Genomic DNA, 21,059 nt, shown 5'->3' on the forward strand with positions numbered 1-21,059 from the left:
CAATTTCAGTCCACGAAGAACCATGAACACATCCCAAGCCTTGCTGCAGGTGCAGGACCTGCGCGTCGCGATCGCCGGCCGCGAAGTGCTGCAATCCGTCTCGCTGGAGGTCGCGCCCGGCTCCGTCGCCGTGCTGATGGGCGCCAACGGCAGCGGCAAGAGCACGCTGGGCCTCGCGCTCGCGGGTCATCCGCGCTACCAGGTCACCGGCGGCAGCGTCCGCTTCGCGGGCCAGGACCTGCTGGCGCTGAACGTGGAGCAGCGTGCCCGCGCCGGGCTGTTCCTGTCCTTCCAGTCGCCGCCCGACATTCCCGGCGTCAAGAACAACCTGTTCATCCGCACCGCCGTGAACGCCGTGCGCGAGTCGCGCGGCGAGGATCCGCTGGACGCCTTCGACTTCCTCGGGGAAGCGCGCGCCGCGGCCTCGCGCCTGGGCCTGCCCGACGCGATGCTGAACCGCCCGGTCAACGACGGCTTCTCCGGCGGCGAGCGCAAGCGCAACGAGCTGCTGCAGCTGTGCTTGCTGAAGCCGAAGCTCGCGATCCTGGACGAGATCGACTCCGGCATGGACGTCGATGGCGTGCGCGCGACCCTGGAACTGGTGGCGGCGCTGCGGGCGCAGGGCACCTCCTTCCTCGTGGTCTCGCACTACCTGCACCTGATCGAATCCCTGCAGCCCGACACGGTGCTGCGCCTGGACGGCGGACGCATCGCCGAGACCGGCGGCCTGGAGCTCGCGCGCGAGATCGGCCGCTCCGGCTACGCGCGGGCCAGCGAACCGGCGGAGGCCTGAGCATGGACGCTCCCCACGCCGACGCGCTCGCGGCCCGCAGGCACCTGGACGCCCAGGGCTGGATCGCGCGCAAGGCCGAATCCTTCCGGCACATTCCGCCGCCGCCTGCGGCGCAGTGGCTGGCCGAGGCCGCGCCCTTCGACGAGGCCGCCGCGCTCGCAGACGGTTGGTCGCTGCTCCCGGTGGCCGACGCCGCCCCGGCCGACGTGGAAGTGCGCTGGTTCGACACCACCGACGTCGCGCAGCGCGCCGAGCTGTTCGCCGGCCTGCCCGCACCCGGCGACGACGAAGCCGCCCCCTTTGCCTGGGCGCATCGTGCGCTGGTGCGGCAAGGCCTGCGCCTGCGCATCGCGCCCGGCGCCGCGCCCGCCCGCCTGCATCTGGCGCACCGCCCAAGCAGTGCGGCCGAAGCGCCGCTGCTGGTGATCGAACTGCTCCCGGGCGCGCAGTGCGTGCTGCTCGAAACCCATGAACGCACCGACGGCCCCGCCGTCGCGCAGAACCTGCAGGTGCACGTGAAGCTCGCCGAGGGCGCGCAGCTGCAGCACCTGCGCGTGGCCGCACCGGGGGCGGAGGATCGCGTCGCGCACCACGTGCACGGGCAACTGCAGCGCGACGCGCGCTACCTCCAGGCACTGCTTGCCAGCGGCAGCGGCTACCACCTGCAGCGCAACGTCTTCGATCTGCAAGGCGAGGGCGCCAGCGTGCGCAGCGGCGGTGTGCTGCTGGCCGCGGGCAACGCGCTGGAGCAGCAGGTGCGCTCGCGCCACACGGCGGCCCGCACCGCCAGCAGCAACGAAGTGCTGGCGCTCGCCAGCGGCGCGGCCCGCGTGGTCGCCAACGCCCACACCCGCATCGCCGCCGGTTCCGACGAAGCCGACGTGCGCCAGCGCCTGGCCGGCATCCCCACCGGCGGCCAGCCCCGCATCGTGCTGCGCCCGCACCTGGAGATCCTGCACGACAACGTGCAGGCCGAGCACGGCGCGACGTGGGGCGCGCTGCCGCAGGAGGCGCTGTTCCACGCCCGCCAGCGCGGGCTGGACGAAGAGGCGGCGAAGGCGCTGATCCTGGAAGGACTGGCGCGGGCGGCGCTGACGCGCGCCGTCGGCGACCTGGGGGAAGGCTTCGAGCGCCAGCTCGCCACTGCCGTATCCGGCTTCGTCATCCCCGCGCAGGCGGGGACCCAGAGCACGCGCGAAGCGCGTGTTTGGGAAGCCCTGGGTTCCCGCCTCCGCGGGAATGACGAAGTAGAGGAGGAGCCCCGCCATGGGTGACATGCTCAAGCCCGCCAGCCTGGCCAGCCAGTTCCCCGGGCTCGCGCAGCGCGTCAACGGCCATCCGCTCGCCTACCTCGACAACGCGGCGACGACGCACATGCCGCGCCCCGTGATCGATGCCATGCAGGCCTTCGAGGAGCGCAGCCGCGCCAACATCCACCGCGGCGTGCACACGCTCAGCCAGCGCTCCACCGATGCCTTCGAGGCGGCGCGCGAGACGCTCAAGCGCTTCGTCGGCGCCGGCTTGCAGCACGAGCTGGTTTTCACCTCCGGCACCACCGAATCGCTCAACATGGTGGCACAGGGCCTCTCCGACGCCGCCCACGGCGGTGCCGTGCTGCAGCCCGGCGACGAGATCGTCGTCACCGCGCTGGAGCACCACGCCAACCTGGTGCCCTGGCAACTCGCCGCGCGCCGCAGCGGCGCCGACCTGCTGGTGCTGCGCCCCGACGCGCAGGGCCGCCTGCACCCCGACGACCTGGCGCATCTGCTGGGCCCGCGCACCCGCGTGTTCGCGCTGACCGCCTGCGCCAACGCCACCGGCGATCGACCGCCCTACGAGACTTTGCTGGCGCTCGCGGCCGAAGCCGGCGCGCTGACCGTCCTCGACGCCGCCCAGGCCGTCGCGCACGAGGTTCCCGTCCTGCGCGAGCTCGCCTGCGACTTCATGGCCTTCTCGGGCCACAAGATGTACGGGCCCATGGGCACCGGCGCCCTCGTCGGCCGCCGCAGCGCGCTGGAACAGCTCGCGCCGCTGCGGCTGGGCGGCGACATGGTGGAGTGGGTCAGCGAGACCGAAGCCAGCTTCGCCGAGCTGCCCGCGCGCCTGGAAGGCGGCACGCCGAACGTGGCCGGCGCCGTCGGCATGGCGGCGGCCGCGGACTTCATCGAAGGTTTCGGCCTGGAAACGATCGACGCGCACGTGCGCGCGCTGCGCTCGCATGCCGTGGCCGGCCTGTCCGCGCTGCCGGACGTGACGGTGCTCGCGCCGCACGCCGACCGCTCCGCGATCGCCTCCTTCATCGTCCGCGGCGTGCATCCGCACGACCTCGGCACGCTGCTGGACACGCAGGGCATCGCCGTGCGCACCGGCCACCATTGCGCGCAGCCGCTGCTCGCCTGCCTGGGCGTGGGCCCGACGACGCGCGCGTCCTTCGCGCTCTACAACACGCACGACGAGGTCGAGCGGCTGGTCGACGGCGTCGCGCAAGCCCTGGAGATCCTGCAATGAGCGCGCTGGTGGACGACCTGTACCAGGAAGTCGTGGTGGAGCACAAGCGCGCGCCGCGCCACTTCGGCACGCTGGAGGCGCCGACGCACGAGGCGCGCGGCCGCAACCCGCAGTGCGGCGACGACGTGGAAGTGCAGCTGAAGCTGGACGACGGCGTCGTGCGCGACATCCGCTTCCACGGCCAGGGCTGCGCGATCTGCATGGCCTCGGCCTCGATGATGACCGAGGCGGTGCTCGGCAAGGACGAGGCCGCGGTGCGCGACCTGCAGCAGCACTTCCGCGCCGTGCTCACCGGCCAGGCCGAACCGGAGGAAGCCTCGCTCGGCAAGCTGGTGAGCCTGGCCGGCGTGCGCCGCTATCCCAGCCGCATCAAGTGCGCGCTGCTCGGATGGCACGCGCTGATGCACGCGCTGCAGGAGCCGGTGAAGGAGCCCGCGCCATGAGGCGGCGCGAACCCATCATCATCCGCCGCCGCGTGACGGTGGAGCGCATCCCCGACGGCATGCCCTTCGAGCTGGAGCCCGGCACCATGGGCCAGGTCACGCAGGCCCTGGGCACCAACTTCACCCTGCACGTCGAAGGCCAGCTGGTCCGGCTGAAGGGCAGCGACGCCGACGCGATCGGCAAGCCCGAGCCCAAGTCGGCCGTCCTCGACGACGACGGCGCGCCGCTGGACCTGAAGACGCGCATCTGGCGCACGCTCGCCACCTGCTACGACCCGGAGATCCCGGTGGACATCGTGGAGCTGGGCCTCGTCTATTCGTGCGAGATGTCGGAACTGCCGGACGGCCGCACGCGCGTGTCCATCGAGATGACGCTCACCGCGCCCGGCTGCGGCATGGGCGAGTCGCTGGCCCAGGAAGTGGCCGACAAGGTGCTGGCCCTCGACGAAGTGGGCGAGGTCAACGTCGACATGGTGTTCGACCCGCCCTGGGACCGCTCCCGCATGTCCGAAGCAGCGCAGCTCGCGCTGGGCATGTGATCCATTTTTTTTCGACTCTGTCTGACTGAATGCCCCTGAACATCCTGCTGCTGGAAGACGTGCACGCCAGCGCCGATCCCGTGCTCACCCCCATTCCCGGCGCCGCCATCCGGCGCCTGCGCCACGCGCCGGACGCCGCCGAACTGAAGGACCTGCTGGCCGACGTCGACATCCTGGGCCTGCGCTCCCGCACCCAGCTCGACGCCGCGGCCCTGGCGGCCGCGCCCCGCCTGCGCGCCGTCGGCGCCTACTGCACGGGCACCAACAACATCGACCTGAAGACCGCCGCCGAGCGCGGCGTGGCCGTCTTCAACGGCCCCTTCTCCAACACGCGCTCCGTCGCCGAGCTGGTGATCGGCCACTCGATCCACCTGCTGCGCCGCATCCCCGAGCGCCAGGCCGCCGCCCGCCGCGGCGAGTGGATGAAGGACGCGAAGCGCTCCAACGAGATCCGCGGCAAGACGCTGGGCATCGTGGGCTACGGCAAGATCGGCACGCAGACCGGGCTGCTGGCCGAGGCGATCGGCATGCGCGTGGTGTTCCACGACATCGAGGCCAAGCTGCCCCTGGGCAACGCCGTCGCCATGCCCAGCCTGCAGGCGCTGCTGGAGGAGGCCGACGTGGTGACGCTGCACGTGCCGCAGACGCCGCAGACGCGCCACCTGATCGACGCCGAACGCCTGGCGCAGATGAAGGACGACGCCGTGCTGCTGAACCTCGCGCGCGGCCAGGCTGTGGACATCGATGCGCTCTGCAAGGAGCTCGCGAGCGGGCGCCTGCGCGGCGCCGCGATCGACGTCTTCCCGGTGGAGCCCGCTTCCGCCAAGCAGGCCTTCGAGTCGCCGCTGCGCTCGCTGGACAACGTGATCCTCACGCCCCACGTGGGCGGCTCCACGGTGGAGGCGCAGCGCAACCTGGGCGTCGAGGTCTCGGAGAAGCTGCGCGACTACCTGCAGCTCGGCGCGGTGCACGGCAGCGTGAACCTGCCCGAACTGGGCGCCGGCCCGCTGCGCGGCGCGGCGCGGCTGGTGCACCTGCACCGGGACCAGCCCGGCGTGATGTCGCAGCTCAATGCGGTGCTGGCGGGCGCGGGCCTCAACGTCGCCCAGCTGCACCTGGAGACCGACCGCGGCCTCGGCGTCGCCGTCGTGGACCTCAGCCGGGTGCCCGAAAGCGGCACGCTCGGCGCCGTGCGGCAGATCCCGGCGACGCTCGCGAGCTTCCTCGCGCTCGGCTCCGGGGCCTGAGCCTCACTTCTCCACGCGCAGCGGCAGCAGGGACCAGCCGCTGGCGGGGTAACGCGCCTTCACGCCCTCCTGCCCCGGCACGAGGGCGATGTCGCGCGTGGTGGCCAGCAGTTCCTCCATCACGACGCGCAGCTGCATGCGCGAGAGCGTCGCGCCGGGGCACACGTGCACGCCCGCGCCATACAGGAGGTTGAGCGAGGGGTCGCGGTCCAGGCGAAAGGCATCGGGGTCGCCGAACACCGCTTCGTCGCGGTTCGCCGAAGCCCACATCAGCGTGACGCGCTCGCCCGGCGCGAAGCTGCGCCCTGCCACGGTGGCCGGCTCGCGCACGACGCGCCGATTGGAGATGAGGGGCGGGTGGATGCGCAGGATCTCGTCGATGGCTGCGGGCAGCAGGCCCGGGTCGGCCCGCAGTTGCGCCTGCACGGAGGCGTGGGTCGCGAGGAACTGGGCCAGGATGCCCAGGCTCGCGGCCAGCGTCGACAGCTCGCCGACCGTCCAGTTGCGCACGATGCTGACGATCTCCTCGTCGCGCAGCGCCCGGCCTTCGATGGTCTCGCGCAGTAACCGGCTGGTGACGTCGTCGCCGTGGCCGCCTTCCTGCCGGCGCAGGTCCAGCTGCGAGCGGATGTGCCCGTCGAACTCGAAGGCGATCTGCGCCATCACCGCGCGGTCGCCTGCCAGCGTGGCGGCCTGGTTGCGCCGCGCCCAGGCGCGCAGCGGCTCGTGCAGCTCCGGGCCCCAGCCCATGAAGCCGCACAGCAGGCGCACGCCGCATTCCTCGGCGAAGGCGTCCATCCATTCCACTTCGCCGGCGGGCAGGGCGGCGACGCGCTCGCGCGCGACCGACCGCGCCACGGGCTCGAAGGCGGCCAGCCGCGCCGGTGCGAAATAGGGTTCGATCAGGGCGCGCCAGGGCGTGTGCTCGGGCGCATCCATGCCGGCGCCCATGTCTCAGCCGTCCTTCCCGTCCATGCGCGTGCGCAGCAGCCACGGCGTGTAGATCCACAGGTAGATCGCGAAAGCCGCGCTCCAGGCCAGCGCCGCCGCGGGCACGGCCCACGCCGTCCATTGCGGCGCGGCCAGCGGCACCAGCACGCGCAGCACGGCGGCGGCGAGCACCAGCCCATAGGCCGCCACTTCGGGGCGCTGCACCAGCAGCGGCCGGCCGGTGTGGCCGCGTGCCGTGCGGGTCATCATGCCGACGATGAGGCCTCCCGTCGCACCGACAGCCAAGGCGTGCAGGCCCAGCGAGCCGGCGATCCACCCGAACTGCTCCAGGCCCAGCAGCGCCAAGCCGACGGCGATCCAGGCATAGGAGACGTGCAGGATCCAGAGGATCGGCCGCCCGCGCGTCACGCCGGGACGCCAGTGCCATTGGCGCGCCAGTTGCAGGCCGGCGGCCACGAGGCAGGCGATCCCGCCGATCACGGTCGGCGGCGCGAACACCCAGAGCGCCAACGCCACGACGGTCGCGATCACCGCGGACCAGCCGAGCCGCGGATGCGCCACGATGCGCAGCCCCGGCGTCGCGTTGGCCGTGAAGTTGGGCACGACGCGGCCGGCGATCACGCATTCGATCACGATGATCAGCCCGAGCGCCGCGTGCAGCGGCGTCAGCGGCGACACCGGCCCGTGGGGCGACACGCCGGCCACGGCCAGGTGGAAGCAAAGGTTCGTGATGCCCAGCAGCAGCAGGATGCCGGCCAGCGGCAGGTTGCGCCAGTTCTTCGCCCGCACCAGCACGGTCGCGAAGGCCAGCGCCACGATGGGCAGCAGGGCGGCGTCCAGCACCGCGTAGGCGATCCAGGGGCCCGTGAGGCCGGCGACGCGGGCGGCGAGCCACAGCAGCGTCAGCGCGCCGAGGGCTGCCCCGCGCGGCGTCGGCAGGCCGGTCCAGGCCTTCCCCGCCGTGAGCAGGAAACCCATGATCACCGCGGCCGCGAAGCCGAACAGCATCTCGTGCGCGTGCCACAGCATGGGCGCGACGGGCGGCTGCCAGGCCGCGAGTCCGAGCCAGGAGGCAATCCACAGGGGCACCGCCAGGGCGGCGAGCGCCGCGGCGCCGAGGTAGAAGGGGCGGAAGCCCAGGCGCAGCAGGGGCAGGCCGGATGGCGCGGGCGCGGCGGGGCCGGCGCGCAGGGGGGCGATGGGAATGGTGGAAGGATTCACGGTGCTGGAAAGGGGCTGGCGGGCCCCCGCTGAAAGATGCACAATGGATGCATCTTATTCGCCGCCGCCCGGCGACGCAATACCATTCGGTCAATATCCACGGAATCCACCGTCATGCGACTCGCTGAATACACCGACTACACCTTGCGGGTGCTGATGTACTGCGCCGCCAACCCGGAGCGGCTGGTCACGATCGCCGAAATCGCGGACAGCCACGCCGTGTCCAAGAACCACCTGATGAAGATCGTCAACGACCTGGGCCGCCAGGGCGTGCTGGAGACCACGCGCGGCCGCGGCGGCGGCATCCGCCTGGTGAAGAAGCCGCAGGACATCCGCGTCGGCGACATCGTCCGGGCGGCCGAGACCGACTTCCGTCTCGTCGAGTGCTTCGACGAGGCCACCAACACCTGCATCATGTCGCCCACGTGCCGCATGAAGCGGCTGCTGGACTCGGCGCTGTCCGCCTACTTCCGCGAACTCGACTCGGCCACGCTCGCCGACCTCGTCGCGCCGCCGGCCAAGGGCGCCCGCAAGGGCGAGGGCGTCGTGATCCGCATCAAGCCGGACGCGCGCGCGCCGGCGCGGCGCGTCCCCGCGCGCACCTGAATTCCCCTGCGGGCGCCATGGCCCGCATTCGCAAGGCACGAGCGCGCCGCCATAATAGATGCACAAACAATGCATCTTTAGGAGCCTCCCGATGTCGCAACCGCACGTGCACCTCTCCCCCGACGCGATCTACCCCTTCGACGCCCGCGGCGTCGCCAAGCGCTTCCGCCACGCCGCGATCTTCGGCGCGCTGGATTCGTTGGAACCGGGCGAGACCATGCGCTTCGTCAACGACCACGACCCGCTGCCGCTTCTGCAGCAGCTGAAGGCGCGCTACGGCGAGGGCGTCGACATCGTCTATCGCCAGCGCGAGCCCGGCGCGATCGCGATCGACTTCGTGGTGAAGTCGTGAGCCCTGCACCCGCGGAGGTTCTTCCCGCCTTCTTCGCGCAGGCGCCGCGCATCCGCATGCGCGACCCGCTGGCGGCCTTCCTCGGCGCCGCGCAGGACGGCGTGCTGGACTACGGCTATGCCGACGCCGTGCGGCTGGCGGGCCACTCGTGCCCGACCGTCGCCTCGGCATACCTGATGACCCGCGCCGCGCTGGCGGCGCTGTACGGCGACGAACTGCCGGAGCGCGGGGGCGTGCGCGTGGAGCTGCGCGACCCGCACACCGAGGGCGTCACGGGCCTGATCGCCAACGTCGCCGCGCTGCTGACCGGCGCGACGGTGGACACCGGTTTCAAGGGCCTGGGCGGCCGCTTCGACCGGCGGCAGCTGCTCGCGTACGGCGCGGAGATCGACGGGCAGCTGCGCTTCACGCGCGTCGACGACGGCCGCAGCGTCACGGTCTCGGCCCAGCTCTCGCGCGTGCCCGGGGACGCGAGGATGGGCGAGCTGCTGCCCCTGTGCATCATGGGGCGGGCGACGGAGGAACAGCAGGCGCTGTTCCGGACGCTCTGGCAGGAGAGGGTGCGCAAGCTGCTGCTGGAGTTCGCGGACGATCCGACGGTGATCCAGGTGCATTGACTCTCTTTCTCCCTCTCCCCTCTGGGGAGAGGGTTGGGGTGAGGGGCAGGCGCACCACGACCCTCACCCCCACCCTCTCCCCAAGCGGGAGAGGGAGTAGCAGAGATCAGAATTCCACGGTCACCGGCGCGTGATCGCTCGGCTGCTTCCACTTGCGTGGCGCGCGGTCGATGCTGCAGGCCTTCACGAGGGCCTTCAGCGGCTCGCTCACCAGGATGTGGTCGATGCGCAGGCCGCGGTTCTTCTGGTAGCCGAGCATCCGGTAGTCCCACCAGCTGAAGCTCTTCTCCGGCTGCTCGAACAGGCGGAAGCTGTCCACCAGGCCGAGCTCGAGCAGCTTGCGGAAGTGGTCGCGTTCCTCCGTCGTGTGGTGGATGGTCTCGCGCAGGCCTTCGGGGTCGAAGGAGTCGCGGTCCTCCGGCGCGATGTTGAAGTCGCCCACCAGCGCCAGCCGCGGATGGTGCGCCAGCTCCTCGCGCAGGTAGTCGCGCAGGCCGCGCAGCCACGACATCTTGTAGTCGAACTTCTCGGTGCCCGGCGCCTGTCCGTTGACGAAGTAGCCGTTGACCAGGCGCAGCTCGCCCTGCGGCGTGTCCAGCGTCACCGACAGCAGCCGCGAGTTGTCGTCGTCGAAGCCGACGATGTTCTTCACGATGTCCCGCACGGGGAAGCGGCTCATGACGGCGACGCCGTTGTACGTCTTCTGCCCGAACACGGCGCAGTGCTCGTAGCCGGCGCCGCGCAGCACGTCGAGCGGGAACTTGTCGTCCGTGAGCTTCAGTTCCTGGATGCACAGCACGTCCACCGGGTTGGCGGCCGTCCAGTCCAGGACGTGCTGCAGGCGGGCGGCGAGGGAATTGACGTTCCAGGTGGTGATCTTCATGCGGGGGCTTGCGTGTTCCGGTACGTGACGAAGCTGAAGGGAATGCCGGCGGCGCCGACGTGCCGCTCGCGCGCCGTCTCCTGCCAGGCCGGGCCCAGGGCGGGCGCGTGCGTGTCGCCGGCGAAGTCGGCGTCGATCTCGGTGACGACGGCGAGGTGCGCGCGCGGCAGCGCCAGCCGGAAGATCTCCGCGCCGCCGGTCACCCAGGCCATCTCCGCCTGGTCGCACAGCGCCAGGGCCTCGTCCAGCGTGCCGGCGCGATCGGCCCCCGGCGCCTGCCACTGCGGATCGCGGGTGATCACGATGTTCTGCCGGCCGGGCAAGGGGCGGAAGCGCGGTGGCAGCGAGTCCCAGGTCTTGCGGCCCATGAGCACCGGCGCGCCCAGGGTGGTGCGCTTGAAGTGCGCCAGGTCTTCCGGCAGGTGCCAGGGCAGCACGCCGTCCCGCCCGATCACGCCGTTGCGCGCCTGGGCCCAGATCAGGCCCAGCTTCATACCGCCACCGGCGCCTTGATCGGACCGTGGCACTGGTAGTCCAGCACCTCGAAGTCCTCGTACTGGTAGTCGAAGATGGAAGCGGGCTTGCGCTTGATGTTCAGCGTGGGGTAGGGGTAGGGCGTGCGAGAGAGCTGCAGTTCCACCTGCTCGTGGTGGTTGCTGTAGATGTGGCAGTCGCCGCCGGTCCAGATGAAGTCGCCCACGGCCAGGTCGCACTGCTGCGCGATCATGTGCGTGAGCAGGGCGTAGCTCGCGATGTTGAAGGGCACGCCCAGGAAGATGTCCGCGCTGCGCTGGTACAGCTGGCAGGAGAGTTTGCCGTCCGCCACGTAGAACTGGAAGAACGCGTGGCAGGGCGCCAGCGCCATCTTCGGGATGTCGGCCACGTTCCAGGCGCTCACGATGATGCGGCGCGAGTCCGGGTTGGTCTTGATCGTCTTCACGGCTTCGGCGATCTGGTCGACGTGGCCGCCGTCCGGCGTCGGCCAGCTGCGCCACTGCACGCCGTACACGGGGCCCAGGTCGCCGTCCTCGCGCGCCCACTCGTCCCAGATCGTGACGCCGCGTTCCTTCAGCCAGTTGTTGTCGCTGGAGCCCGCCAGGAACCAGAGGAGTTCGTGGATGATGGACTTCAGGTGGACCTTCTTGGTCGTCACCAGCGGGAAGCCTTCGGCGAGGTCGAAGCGCATCTGGTAGCCGAACACGCTGCGCGTGCCGGTGCCCGTGCGGTCGGTCTTGGGCGTGCCATGCGTGTACACATGGCGCATGAAGTCTTCGTACTGGGAGCGGACGGGGCGGGCCATGGGGCAATTATGGCTCCCTCTCCCCACCGGGGAGAGGGCTGGGGTGAGGGGCGCTAGCGTGCCACCACCCGCCCCGGATTGAACAGGCCCTGCGGATCCAGCGCCTTCTTCAGCGCGTGCATCATCTTCAGCGCCACCGGCGACTTGTAGTCCGGCAGCTTGCCCGCCTTCAGCGCGCCGATGCCGTGCTCGGCCGAGATCGAACCCTCGTATTTCCTCACCTGCCGGTAGACGATGTCGTTCACCCGCTCCTCCTGGTCGCGCAGGAAGGCCTTCATGTCGCCGCCCTCGGGCGCCTGCACGTTGTAGTGCAGGTTGCCGTCGCCCAGGTGGCCGAAGTTGACCAGGCGCACGCCGGCGATCTCGCGCTTCAGCAGGGCATCGGTCTCGGCGCAGAAGGCCGGGATGCGCGACACGGGCACCGAGATGTCGTGCTTGATGTTCAGGCCTTCCTCGGCCTGCGCCAGGGGGATCGCCTCGCGCATGTGCCAAAGCTGCTTCGCCTGGGCGATGTTCTCGGCCACCACGGCGTCGGCCACGCAGCCGTCCTCCAGCGCCGCTTCCAGCAGGCGCTCGAACTGCCCGCGGGCATGCGCCTCCGATTCGGTGTCCGAGTTCTCCAGCAGCACGCACCAGGGATGCTGGTCGTACAGCGGCACCCGCAGCTGCGGATAGTGCTTCGCCACGAGGCTGAGCGCGAACTGCCCCATCACCTCGAAGCCGGTGAGCCCCGCGCCCAGGTGCTTGTGCGCCAGCCCCAGCAGCCTCACGGCCGCATCCATGGACGGCACGGCCGCCCAGGCCGTCAGGCTCGCCGCGGGCTGCGGATAGACCTTCATCGTGGCGCCGGTGATCACGCCCAGCGTGCCTTCGCTGCCGATGAACAGGTCGCGCAGGTCGTAGCCCGTGTTGTCCTTGCGCAGGCCGGTGAGGCCGTTCCAGACCTCGCCCTGCGCCGTCACCACCTCCAGGCCCAGGCACAGCTCGCGCGTGTTGCCGTAGCGCACGACCTGCGTGCCGCCGGCGTTGGTCGCCAGGTTGCCGCCGATGGTGCAGCTGCCCTCGGCCGCGAGGCTCAGGGGGAACAGCAGGCCGGCGTCCTCCACCGCCTGCTGCAGGTTCTGCAGCACGCAGCCGGCGTCCACCGTCACCGTCATGTTGCCCGGGTCGATGGCGCGGACCTTGTTCATGCGCGCGAGGCTCAGGACGACTTCGCGCCCGGAGTCGTCGGGCACGCCGCCCACCACGAGGCCGGTGTTGCCGCCCTGCGGGACGATGGGCGCGCCGGCCTCGGCGCAGGCGCGCACGACGGCCGCCACTTCGTCGGTGGAGCCGGGGCGCACCACGGCCAGCGCCTTGCCGCGCGAGCGCTTGCGCCAGTCCATCTCCCAGGCGCTCAGGTCGCCGTCGGTGAGCACGTTGGCGGCGCCGACGGCGCCGCGGAGTCGTTCGATCAATGCGTTCATGGTTTCGCGTGCCGCAGGCGCACGCGCACGTGCAGCGCGCAGGCGGCGAAGAGGACGAGGGTCAGCAGGACTTCCAGCGCGGCGAGCGGCCGGTCCGCGGCGCCGCCGCTGGTGGCGCGCACGACGCCTTCGGCGAAATACGGCCAGACCAGCAGGCTGGTCCAGCGGTAGGTGTACATGCGGCGTTTCAGCAGCCCGGGCAGCGGGATGCACAGGGGCAGGGCCTTCAGCGCCAGCCACGATCCGCCCGGGCGCACGGGCGCCAGCCACAGCTCCCAGGCGAGCGCCAGCGCGATCAGGCCCGCCAGGCTCGCGACGGCGACCCAGCGTGTTGTTTCCACGGCAGGCGGGACGGCGGCGGCATCGGCGATGGGCATGGTGGATGGCATCATAGCGAGCGATGAACCTGCGCCAGCTGCTCGCCGACCTCGCGCACTTCCCCTGGCTGTCCACAGCGCTGACGCTGCGCGAACGCTTTCGCGAGGACCGCCTGGGCCTGTCCGCCAGCAGCCTCACCTTCACCACGACCATCGCGCTGGTGCCCTTCTTCACGGTGGCGCTGGCGCTGTTCACCGCCTTTCCCATTTTCGGCAAGCTGCAGGCCAACCTGCAGGCCTGGCTGGTGCAGAGCCTGGTGCCCGACGCGATCGCGCGCCAGGTGCTCGGCTACCTCACGCAGTTCGCCGGCAAGGCGAGCCGCCTGGGCGGCGTCGGCCTCGCGGCCCTGGTGGTGAGCGCGATCGCGCTGGTGCTGACCATCGACCGCACGCTCAACGGCATCTGGCGCGTGCGCCGCCCGCGGCCGCTGGGCGAGCGCGTCCTGATCTACTGGGCGGCGATCACGCTCGGCCCGCTCGTGCTCGCGGCGAGCCTGGGCAGCACCTCCTACGTGATCTCCGCCAGCCGCGGCCTGGTGCGTTCGCTGCCCGGGCAACTGGCCTTCCTTCTGGACGTCGTGGAGTTCCTGCTGCTCGCGGGCGGGCTCGCGGCGCTGTACCGGTTCGTTCCCAACACGCCGGTGAAGCGCACGCACGCGATCGCCGGCGGCCTGTTCGCCGCCGTCGGCATCGAGCTCGCCAAGCGCGTGCTCGCCTGGTACATCGGCAAGGTGCCGACCTATTCGATGGTGTACGGCGCGTTCGCGGCGGTGCCCATCCTGCTGGTCTGGATCTACATCGCCTGGGTGGTGGTGCTGCTCGGCGCGGTGATCGCCGCCTATCTGCCCGCGCTGCTCGCGGGCGCGCGGCGGCGCGGCGGGGGGCACGGCTGGCAGTTCCAGCTGGCGCTGGAGGTGCTGCAGCACCTGCACCGGGCGCGCACCGGTGCGCGCCGCGGCCTCACGGCGACGGAGCTCGCGGGCCTGATGGAAGTCGACAGCCTGCAGCTGGAACCGGTGCTGCAGACGCTGGTGCAACTGGACTGGATCGGCCGCCTCAACGAACTCGACGACCAGGAAGCCACCCGCTTCGTGCTGCTGGCCGACACGCAGTCGACCGCCCTGGAGCCGCTGATGCGGCATTTGCTGCTGCCGGCGAGCGAGGCGACGGCGAAGCTGTGGCAGACGGGGCGGTTGTCGGCGCTGTACCTGCAGGATGTGCTCTGAGACTCCCTCTCCCGCTCGCGGGAGAGGGCAGGGGTGAGGGCCGTGCCGCGCCACCCCCTCACCCCGACCCTCTCCCCCAAGGGGGAGAGGGAGAAGGTCAGATGGAAAACGGCGCGCGCAGGAAGCCCCGGAACCGCGCCCGCCCGCCGCGCGTCGGCGGCGCCGTGAGGCGGTAGCCCGGGAAGTGCGCCAGGAAGCGCCCGATCGCCACGCGCCCTTCCAGCCGCGCGAGGCTCAAGCCCGCGCACTGGTGGATCCCGAAGCCGAAGGCCAGGTGCCGGTTGTTCTCGCGCGCCAGGTCCAGCACGTCCGGCCGCTCGAACTGCGCCGGATCGCGGTTCGCCGCGCCGATGCACAGCGTCACCAGCGCGCCTTCGGGCAGCGCCACGCCGCCCACTTCGCAGGCGCGCAGCGCGCGCCGGTTCCCCAGCTGGTTGGAGGATTCGAAGCGCAGGAATTCGTCCACGGCCAGCGTCATCACCGGCTCCAGCGCGTTCCAGTCCGGCCGCGTGCCGATCGCGCGCAGCAGCCGTTCCTTCTCCTGCGGCCACTCCTCCAGCGCCACCAGCGCATTGCCGATCAGGTTGGTGGTGGTCTCGTGCCCCGCATTGAGGATGAACACGCAGTTCTGCAGCAGCTCCTCTTCGCTGAGCGTCTCGCCCGCTTCCTCGCCCTGGATCAGGCGCGTCAGCACGTCGTGCTCCGGATCGCCGGGGTGCTGGCGGCGGTCCGCCACCAGCAGGCGCAGGTAGTCGGTGAATTCGCGGACGCTGCAGTTGCCCAAGTCCTCCTGCTCGCGCGTGAGCTTCGGCTCCAGCGCGCCCAGGATCGCGAGCGACCAGCCGCGCAGCGGCCCGCGGTCCGCGTGCGGCACGCCCAGCAGGTTGCCGATGATCTCCACCGGGATGGCCGAGGCGAAGTCCTCCACCAGGTCGCCGCCGCCCTTCGCTTCGATCGCATCGAGCAGCCGGTCCACCAGCTGCACCAGGCCGGGCTCCATCTCCGCGATGGCGCGCCTCGTGAGCGCGCCCATGATCAGCTTGCGCACGCGCGTGTGCAGCGGCGGGTCGTTGAACACCAGGCTCGTCGTGTGGTGCGCGAGCAGCGGCGAGCCCGCCCCGTACTTCGGGGTGAACTCCACCTTCTTGTCGGAGCTGAAGCCCTGCGCGTCGCGGTACACGGCCACGAGGTCCGCGTAGCGCGTGAGGAACCAGGAGCCGTCGGGCATGGCGCGCACCGGCTGCGCCTCGCGCAGCGCGGCGTACACCGGGAAGGGATTGCTGTAGAAGTCGGCGGGCAGGGCGCGCAGGTCCAGGGACGCGGCGATCTCCCGCGCCCGCTCTGGCGTCATCGCCGGCGTGACCTGCATCGCCATCACCCCCGCACGAAGTCGCGCAGCGCGAACAGCGTCGCGTCCGGCGCCTCGGTCATCATCTGGTGGCCGCCGTCGACCACCACCGTGCGGCCGTCGCGCGCCTTCTGCTGCAGCGAAGCCGCGGCGCGCGGAGGCGTCATCGCGTCGTTCTTTCCAAGGAGGAACAGCACGGGGCAGGCCACCTTCGCCATCGCGGCCTCGCCGCCCGCGTAGCTGTCGCAGGCGACGAAGCCGCGGTGGAACACGTTCACGCGCGGGTTGCTGGCCAGCACGCGCCGCATCAGCGCGCGCGAGCCGCCATAGAGCCAGGTGCCGGGCCCGAGCGCCGAGGGCGGCGGCGCCAGCAGCGAATGCGAGAAGACGTTGACCATGCCGATCGCCTTCATCGGCTCGTGCTGCGAGGCTTCCAGCAGCGCCGGGCTCACCTTCATCGGGAAGGCGACGCCCACCAGCGCCAGTTTGGTCACGCGCTGCGGCGCGCGCGCCGCGGCTTCCAGCGCCACGAGCGCGCCGAAGCTGTGGCCCACCAGCACCGCGCTCTCCACGTTCGCTGCATCGAGCAGCGCCAGCACGAAGGCGGCCGCTTCCTCGACGCTCGCCGGCGGCTCGCCCTCGCTGCGCACATGTCCCGGCAGGTCGGGCGCCAGCACGCTGTAGCCGTGGTGCGCGAACCAGCGCGTCTGCAGGATCCAGACGCTGTGGTCGTTGAGCACGCCGTGCAGGAAGACGACGGTGGGCTTGCTGGCATCGAAGGGCTTGCCGCCCGTGTAGCAGAAGGTCCTGGCGCCGTTGACGGTGAGTTCCATGCGCTGCTCCTCAGGCCTTTTCCGCCGCCTTGAGGGCGCGCTTGAGGTCGTCCACCAGGTCGGCCGGATCCTCCAGCCCGATCGACAGGCGGATGGTGCCGGGGCCGATGCCACCGGCGGCCAGCGCCTCGTCGCTCATGCGGAAGTGCGTGGTGCTGGCCGGGTGGATCACCAGCGAGCGGCAGTCGCCCACGTTCGCGAGGTGGCTGAAGAGCTTCAGGCTCTCGATGAACTTCTTGCCCTGCTCGCGGCTGCCCTTCAGGTCGAAGCTGAAGACGGAGCCGGCGCCGCGCGGCAGCAGCTTCTGCGCCAGCGCGTGGCTGGGATGCGATTCCAGCATCGGGTGGCCGACCCGCGCCACGAAGGGATGCGAGGCCAGGAACTCCACGACCTTGCGCGTGTTGGCCATGTGCCGGTCCATGCGCAGCGGCAGCGTCTCGATGCCCTGCAGGATCAGCCAGGCCGTGTGCGGGCTCATGCTGGCGCCGAAGTCGCGCAGCCCCTCGCGCCGGGCGCGCAGCAGGAAGGCGCCCACGGTGGACTCCTCGCTGAACACCATCTGGTGGAAGCCGTCGTAGGGCGCCGTCAGTTCGGCGAAGCGGCCCGAGCGCTCCCAGTCGAAGCTGCCGCCGTCGACCACCACGCCGCCGATCACCGTGCCGTGGCCCGACAGGAACTTGGTCGCCGAGTGGTAGACCAGGTCCGCCCCCAGCTCGAAGGGCTTCATCAGGTAAGGCGTGGTGAAAGTCGAATCCACCAGCAGCGGCAGGCCGGCCTCGTGCGCGATGGCGGAGACGGTGGGGATGTCCAGCACTTCCAGCCCCGGGTTGCCGACCGTCTCGCCGAACAACAGCTTGGTGTTGGGCCGGATCGCGGCGCGCCAGCCGGCTATGTCGCCCGGCTTCACGAAGGTGGTGTCGATGCCGAAGCGGCGCAGCGTGAAGTGCAGCAGGTTCTGCGAGCCGCCGTACAGCGCCGTGCTGGCCACGATGTGGGAGCCGGCGCCCATCAGCGTGGCGATCACCAGGTGCAGCGCCGCCTGGCCGCTGGCCGTGGCGATGGCGCCGACGCCGCCTTCCAGCGCCGCCACCCGCTGTTCGAGCACGGCATTGGTGGGGTTGCTGAGCCGCGAATAGACGTGGCCGGAGCGCTCCAGGTTGAACAGCTCCACCGCGTGGTCGCTGGACTCGAACACGAAGGAGGTGCTGAGGTAGATCGGCAGGGCGCGGGCGCCCGTGGTGGGGTCGGGCGCGGCGCCGGCGTGCAGGGCCAGCGTGTCGAAACCGGGGTCGGAATAGCCAGGCATGGGGCGGACGCCTCCTCTATGGAACTGCCCCGGATTGTGGGCTATATTCATTCCGACCCGGCCGTGGGCGGCCCGGGCAAGGAGCAAGCCATGAAGGTCAGCGACATCCTGCGCGTCAAGGGCAACACCCTCTACACGGTGTCGCCCGAGGAGCCCCTGGCCCGCGCGATGGAGACCATGGCGCAGAAGGACATCGGCTCGCTGGTGGTCATGGACCACGGCGACCTGGTGGGCATGCTCACCTTCCGCGAGGTGATCCAGTGCATCGTGGCCAACCAGCACCAGGTGGGCAGCACGGTCGTGCGCACCGCGATGGACGACCACCCGCTGACCTGCACGATGGAAACCGAGCTCGACGAAGTGCGCCGCATGATGCTGGAGCGCCACGCGCGCTACATGCCGGTGATGGACGCCCGGGTGCTGATGGGCGTGATCAGCTTCTACGACGTCGCCAAGGCGGTGGTGGACAGCCAGAACTTCGAAAACCGGATGCTCAAGGCCTACATCCGCGACTGGCCCTCCTCGGAAGACTCGCAGCCGAGCGCGCAGCTTTGAATTCGGGAGCGGACAGCCGGACGCAAAAGTCGCAAAGGGTGCGCAAAGGTCGCAAAAGAAAACCTTGAAGCTTTTTGCGACTTTGGCTGTTCTTCTTTTGCGACCTTTGCGTCCGGCTGTCCGCATTCCTGGGCACTCGCTCCGCAAGCGATAATCGTGCTCCTATGAGCGGCAACACCTTCGGCAGGCTATTCGCGGTCACCAATTTCGGCGAATCGCACGGGCCGGCCGTCGGTTGCGTGGTGGATGGCTGTCCGCCCGGGATGGAGCTGTCGGAGGCCGACATCCAGCCCGATCTCGACCGCCGCCGTCCCGGCACCAGCCGCTACGTCACCCAGCGGCAGGAAGAGGACAAGGTGGAGATCCTCTCCGGCGTCTACGAGGGCAGGACCACCGGCACGCCCATCTGCCTCCTGATCCGCAATACCGACCAGCGCAGCAAGGACTACTCCGAGGTCGCCCAGAAGTTCCGCCCCGGCCACGCCGACTACACCTACCTGCAGAAGTACGGCCTGCGCGACCCGCGCGGCGGCGGCCGTTCCTCCGCGCGGCTGACGGCGCCCATGGTGGCCGCCGGCGCCATCGCCAGGAAGTGGCTTCAACTGAAGCACGGCACCGTCTTCCGCGGCTGCATGCAGCAGGTCGGCGAGATCGAGATCCCGTTCGAGAGCTGGGACCACGTCCCGAACAACCCGTTCTTCGCCCCGGTCGCCGACGTCTCGGCGCTGGAGGCCTACATGGACCGCCTGCGCAAGTCCGGCGACTCCTGCGGCGCCCGCATCCGCGTCACCGCCACCGGCATGCCGGTCGGCCTGGGCCAGCCCCTGTTCGACAAGCTGGATGCCCAGGTCGCCTACGCCATGATGGGCATCAACGCCGTCAAGGGCGTGGAGATCGGCGCCGGCTTCGCCAGCGTGACGCAGCGCGGCTCCGTCCATGGCGACTCGCTCACGCCGCAAGGCTTCGCCAGCAACAACGCGGGCGGCGTGCTGGGTGGCATCAGCACCGGGCAGGACCTCGAAGTCTCCTTCGTGGTGAAGCCCACCAGCTCCATCCTGACGCCGCGCGACACCATCGACGTGAACGGCGAGCCCACGCAGGTCGTCACCAAGGGCCGGCACGACCCCTGCGTGGGCATCCGCGCGACGCCCATCGCCGAGGCGATGCTGGCGCTGGTCGTGATGGACCTCGCGCTGGAGCACCGAGCGCAGTGCGGCGACGTCGCCGCGCCGCTCGCCCCGATCGCCTCCTCCTCCTTCCTCTGAATGAGCGCCATCCTCGCGGGGGTCGCGCGCCGTCCCCTGGTGCCCTTCGCCGCGCTGTCGGCCACCTATTTCGCCCACATCGGCTTCTTCAACCCCTACCTGCCGCTGTGGCTGAAGTCGCTGGGCCTGCCGCTCACGGCGATCAGCCTGCTGGCCTCGGTGCAGTCGCTCACGCGCGTGTTCGCGCCCTATGCCTGGGGCGCGCTGTCCGACCACACCGGCGAGCGCGTGCGGCTGCTGCGCATCAGCGCCGCCGTGGCGCTGGTCGCGTCGGCGGGGCTCTGGTGGCCCGGTGGGGCCGGCTGGATCGCCGTCGTGCTGCTGGTGCTGTTCACGCACACCAGTTCGATGATGTCGCTCACCGAAGCGGCGATGGCCCACCTGGTCGCCGGCGACTGGGGCCGCTACGGGCGCGTGCGCGTGTGGGGCTCGATCGGCTTCATGGTGACGGTGTTCGCCGCCGGCGCATGGTTCGAACGCTTCGGCATGGGCAGCTTCCCGGCCTGGGCCGCGCTCACGCTGGCCGCCGTGCTGCTGTGCACCTGGTGGCTGCCCGACATGAAGGAGGCGCCCCAGCACGCGCACGCCGCGGGCGAGCCCATCGCCGAGGCCTTGCGGCGGCCGGTGGTGCGCTGGTTCTTCGCCTCGCTGCTGTTCCACGTGATGGCGCACTTCTCCATCTACGCCTTCCTGTCGCTGTACCTGGACGCCCTGGGCTACAGCAAGGCGACCATCGGGGCGCTCTGGGCGGTCTCCGTGCTGGTGGAGGTCGCCTGGTTCTATGCGCAGGGCCGGCTGATGGGCCGCTTCCCCATGGAGAAATGGCTGGTGATCTGCGCCGTCGCGACCGTCGTGCGCATGGCCATGACGGCGGGGATGGGCCAGTGGCTCGTGGCACTGTTCGTCGCGCAGGTGCTGCATGCGCTGAGCTTCGCCACGCACCACACGGCCTGCATCGCCATGGTCAGCAAGCATTTCCCCGGGCGCATGCGCGGCCGCGGGCAGGCGCTCTTCACCGTCACGGGCTACGGCTTCGGCGGCGTGGCCGGCGTGCTGGCTGGTGGCGTCATTGCGGACCTGTGGGGTTTCCGCGCGATGTACGCCGTCTCGGCCGTGCTGGGCCTGGTGGCGCTGTACTGCGCCCGCCGCGTGCGCCGGCTGGAAGGCGGCCCGGTTCCCGTCTGACGCCGGGACAGGGCGCCCCGGGCCAGCAGGAATCCCGC

General features: G+C 70.9%; 23 protein-coding genes. 13 read left to right on the forward strand and 10 right to left on the reverse strand.

What is annotated here, in order from left to right; genetic code table 11:
* Positions 1–22 precede the first annotated feature (22 nt).
* From sufC to serA, 6 genes are read left to right on the forward strand one after another with little or no spacing between them, the layout of a single operon-like run.
* Entirely contained in the window at positions 23–793 is a 771-nt protein-coding gene (gene sufC, locus ACY0MJ_RS06640; protein ID WP_462637556.1) for a Fe-S cluster assembly ATPase SufC, read from the forward strand.
* A 2-nt stretch (positions 794–795) separates the two neighbouring features.
* The gene (locus ACY0MJ_RS06645; protein ID WP_462637557.1) at positions 796–2,067 is read left to right on the forward strand and encodes a SufD family Fe-S cluster assembly protein; all 1,272 of its coding nucleotides are present in this window, start codon (positions 796–798) and stop codon (positions 2,065–2,067) included.
* Positions 2,060–3,301 carry an aminotransferase class V-fold PLP-dependent enzyme gene (locus ACY0MJ_RS06650; protein ID WP_462637558.1) on the forward strand — a complete coding sequence of 414 codons (1,242 nt, stop codon included), beginning with the start codon at positions 2,060–2,062 and terminating at the stop codon, positions 3,299–3,301. The genes ACY0MJ_RS06645 and ACY0MJ_RS06650 overlap by 8 nt, the downstream gene beginning before the upstream one ends.
* Positions 3,298–3,744, forward strand: a complete 447-nt coding sequence (gene sufU, locus ACY0MJ_RS06655) for a Fe-S cluster assembly sulfur transfer protein SufU (protein ID WP_462637559.1) — start codon at positions 3,298–3,300, stop codon at positions 3,742–3,744. Before ACY0MJ_RS06650 ends, sufU begins: the two co-directional genes overlap by 4 nt.
* Entirely contained in the window at positions 3,741–4,283 is a 543-nt protein-coding gene (sufT, locus tag ACY0MJ_RS06660) for a putative Fe-S cluster assembly protein SufT (RefSeq protein WP_462637560.1), read from the forward strand. Before sufU ends, sufT begins: the two co-directional genes overlap by 4 nt.
* A gap of 29 nt (positions 4,284–4,312) precedes the next feature.
* Complete coding sequence (gene serA / locus ACY0MJ_RS06665; RefSeq protein WP_462637561.1) at positions 4,313–5,530, forward strand: phosphoglycerate dehydrogenase; 1,218 nt, start codon at positions 4,313–4,315, stop codon at positions 5,528–5,530.
* 3 nt (positions 5,531–5,533) lie between these two features.
* Here serA and ACY0MJ_RS06670 read toward each other — a convergent pair whose 3' ends face one another.
* Together ACY0MJ_RS06670 and ACY0MJ_RS06675 are read right to left on the reverse strand one after the other, a co-directional pair.
* Positions 5,534–6,481 (reverse strand): cytochrome P450, encoded by a 948-nt coding sequence (locus ACY0MJ_RS06670; RefSeq protein WP_462637562.1) that lies wholly within the window; start codon positions 6,479–6,481, stop codon positions 5,534–5,536.
* 3 nt (positions 6,482–6,484) lie between these two features.
* Positions 6,485–7,702 (reverse strand): NnrS family protein, encoded by a 1,218-nt coding sequence (locus ACY0MJ_RS06675; RefSeq protein ID WP_462637563.1) that lies wholly within the window; start codon positions 7,700–7,702, stop codon positions 6,485–6,487.
* A 114-nt stretch (positions 7,703–7,816) separates the two neighbouring features.
* On the opposite strand from ACY0MJ_RS06675, the gene ACY0MJ_RS06680 reads away from it, so the two are divergent.
* The 3 genes from ACY0MJ_RS06680 (at position 7,817) to ACY0MJ_RS06690 (ending at position 9,277) form a co-directional block, all read left to right on the forward strand.
* Positions 7,817–8,308, forward strand: coding sequence for an RrF2 family transcriptional regulator (locus ACY0MJ_RS06680; protein WP_462637564.1), 492 nt, complete (start codon positions 7,817–7,819; stop codon positions 8,306–8,308).
* Between the two features lie 91 nt (positions 8,309–8,399).
* On the forward strand, positions 8,400–8,660 hold the full coding sequence (locus ACY0MJ_RS06685; protein WP_462637565.1) for a DUF2249 domain-containing protein: 261 nt from the start codon (positions 8,400–8,402) through the stop codon (positions 8,658–8,660).
* A 56-nt stretch (positions 8,661–8,716) separates the two neighbouring features.
* Positions 8,717–9,277 (forward strand): hypothetical protein, encoded by a 561-nt coding sequence (locus ACY0MJ_RS06690; RefSeq protein ID WP_462637803.1) that lies wholly within the window; start codon positions 8,717–8,719, stop codon positions 9,275–9,277.
* A 106-nt stretch (positions 9,278–9,383) separates the two neighbouring features.
* Here the strand turns inward: ACY0MJ_RS06690 and xth are convergent, their stop codons facing one another.
* Genes xth through ACY0MJ_RS06715 form a run of 5 tightly spaced genes read right to left on the reverse strand, consistent with a single transcriptional unit; the run spans position 9,384 to position 13,303 of the window.
* The gene (xth, locus tag ACY0MJ_RS06695) at positions 9,384–10,160 is read right to left on the reverse strand and encodes an exodeoxyribonuclease III (RefSeq protein WP_462637566.1); all 777 of its coding nucleotides are present in this window, start codon (positions 10,158–10,160) and stop codon (positions 9,384–9,386) included.
* On the reverse strand, positions 10,157–10,654 hold the full coding sequence (locus tag ACY0MJ_RS06700) for a dihydrofolate reductase (protein ID WP_462637567.1): 498 nt from the start codon (positions 10,652–10,654) through the stop codon (positions 10,157–10,159). The genes xth and ACY0MJ_RS06700 overlap by 4 nt, the downstream gene beginning before the upstream one ends.
* Entirely contained in the window at positions 10,651–11,460 is an 810-nt protein-coding gene (locus tag ACY0MJ_RS06705) for a thymidylate synthase (protein ID WP_462637568.1), read from the reverse strand. Before ACY0MJ_RS06705 ends, ACY0MJ_RS06700 begins: the two co-directional genes overlap by 4 nt.
* Before the next feature lie 53 nt (positions 11,461–11,513).
* Positions 11,514–12,926, reverse strand: coding sequence for an FAD-binding oxidoreductase (locus tag ACY0MJ_RS06710; RefSeq protein ID WP_462637569.1), 1,413 nt, complete (start codon positions 12,924–12,926; stop codon positions 11,514–11,516).
* On the reverse strand, positions 12,923–13,303 hold the full coding sequence (locus ACY0MJ_RS06715; protein ID WP_462637570.1) for a DUF2069 domain-containing protein: 381 nt from the start codon (positions 13,301–13,303) through the stop codon (positions 12,923–12,925). The genes ACY0MJ_RS06710 and ACY0MJ_RS06715 overlap by 4 nt, the downstream gene beginning before the upstream one ends.
* 23 nt (positions 13,304–13,326) lie before the next feature.
* Here ACY0MJ_RS06715 and ACY0MJ_RS06720 point away from each other — a divergent pair, with 23 nt between their 5' ends.
* Positions 13,327–14,529 carry a YihY family inner membrane protein gene (locus tag ACY0MJ_RS06720; protein WP_462637571.1) on the forward strand — a complete coding sequence of 401 codons (1,203 nt, stop codon included), beginning with the start codon at positions 13,327–13,329 and terminating at the stop codon, positions 14,527–14,529.
* A 97-nt stretch (positions 14,530–14,626) separates the two neighbouring features.
* Here the strand turns inward: ACY0MJ_RS06720 and ACY0MJ_RS06725 are convergent, their stop codons facing one another.
* From ACY0MJ_RS06725 to ACY0MJ_RS06735, 3 genes are read right to left on the reverse strand one after another with little or no spacing between them, the layout of a single operon-like run.
* Positions 14,627–15,904 carry a cytochrome P450 gene (locus tag ACY0MJ_RS06725; RefSeq protein ID WP_462637572.1) on the reverse strand — a complete coding sequence of 426 codons (1,278 nt, stop codon included), beginning with the start codon at positions 15,902–15,904 and terminating at the stop codon, positions 14,627–14,629.
* Positions 15,904–16,710 carry an alpha/beta fold hydrolase gene (locus ACY0MJ_RS06730; RefSeq protein ID WP_462637573.1) on the reverse strand — a complete coding sequence of 269 codons (807 nt, stop codon included), beginning with the start codon at positions 16,708–16,710 and terminating at the stop codon, positions 15,904–15,906. Before ACY0MJ_RS06730 ends, ACY0MJ_RS06725 begins: the two co-directional genes overlap by 1 nt.
* A gap of 10 nt (positions 16,711–16,720) precedes the next feature.
* Complete coding sequence (locus ACY0MJ_RS06735; RefSeq protein ID WP_462637574.1) at positions 16,721–18,016, reverse strand: O-acetylhomoserine aminocarboxypropyltransferase; 1,296 nt, start codon at positions 18,014–18,016, stop codon at positions 16,721–16,723.
* Positions 18,017–18,106: 90 nt separating this feature from the next.
* On the opposite strand from ACY0MJ_RS06735, the gene ACY0MJ_RS06740 reads away from it, so the two are divergent.
* The 3 genes from ACY0MJ_RS06740 to ACY0MJ_RS06750 all read left to right on the forward strand — a co-directional run bounded on the left by ACY0MJ_RS06740 (position 18,107) and on the right by ACY0MJ_RS06750 (position 21,021).
* Positions 18,107–18,571 carry a CBS domain-containing protein gene (locus tag ACY0MJ_RS06740; RefSeq protein ID WP_462637575.1) on the forward strand — a complete coding sequence of 155 codons (465 nt, stop codon included), beginning with the start codon at positions 18,107–18,109 and terminating at the stop codon, positions 18,569–18,571.
* A 164-nt stretch (positions 18,572–18,735) separates the two neighbouring features.
* Complete coding sequence (gene aroC, locus ACY0MJ_RS06745; RefSeq protein ID WP_462637576.1) at positions 18,736–19,836, forward strand: chorismate synthase; 1,101 nt, start codon at positions 18,736–18,738, stop codon at positions 19,834–19,836.
* Positions 19,837–21,021 (forward strand): MFS transporter, encoded by a 1,185-nt coding sequence (locus ACY0MJ_RS06750; protein ID WP_462637577.1) that lies wholly within the window; start codon positions 19,837–19,839, stop codon positions 21,019–21,021.
* Positions 21,022–21,059 lie beyond the last annotated feature (38 nt).

The sequence above is a fragment of the Ramlibacter sp. bp-362 genome (assembly GCF_054956735.1).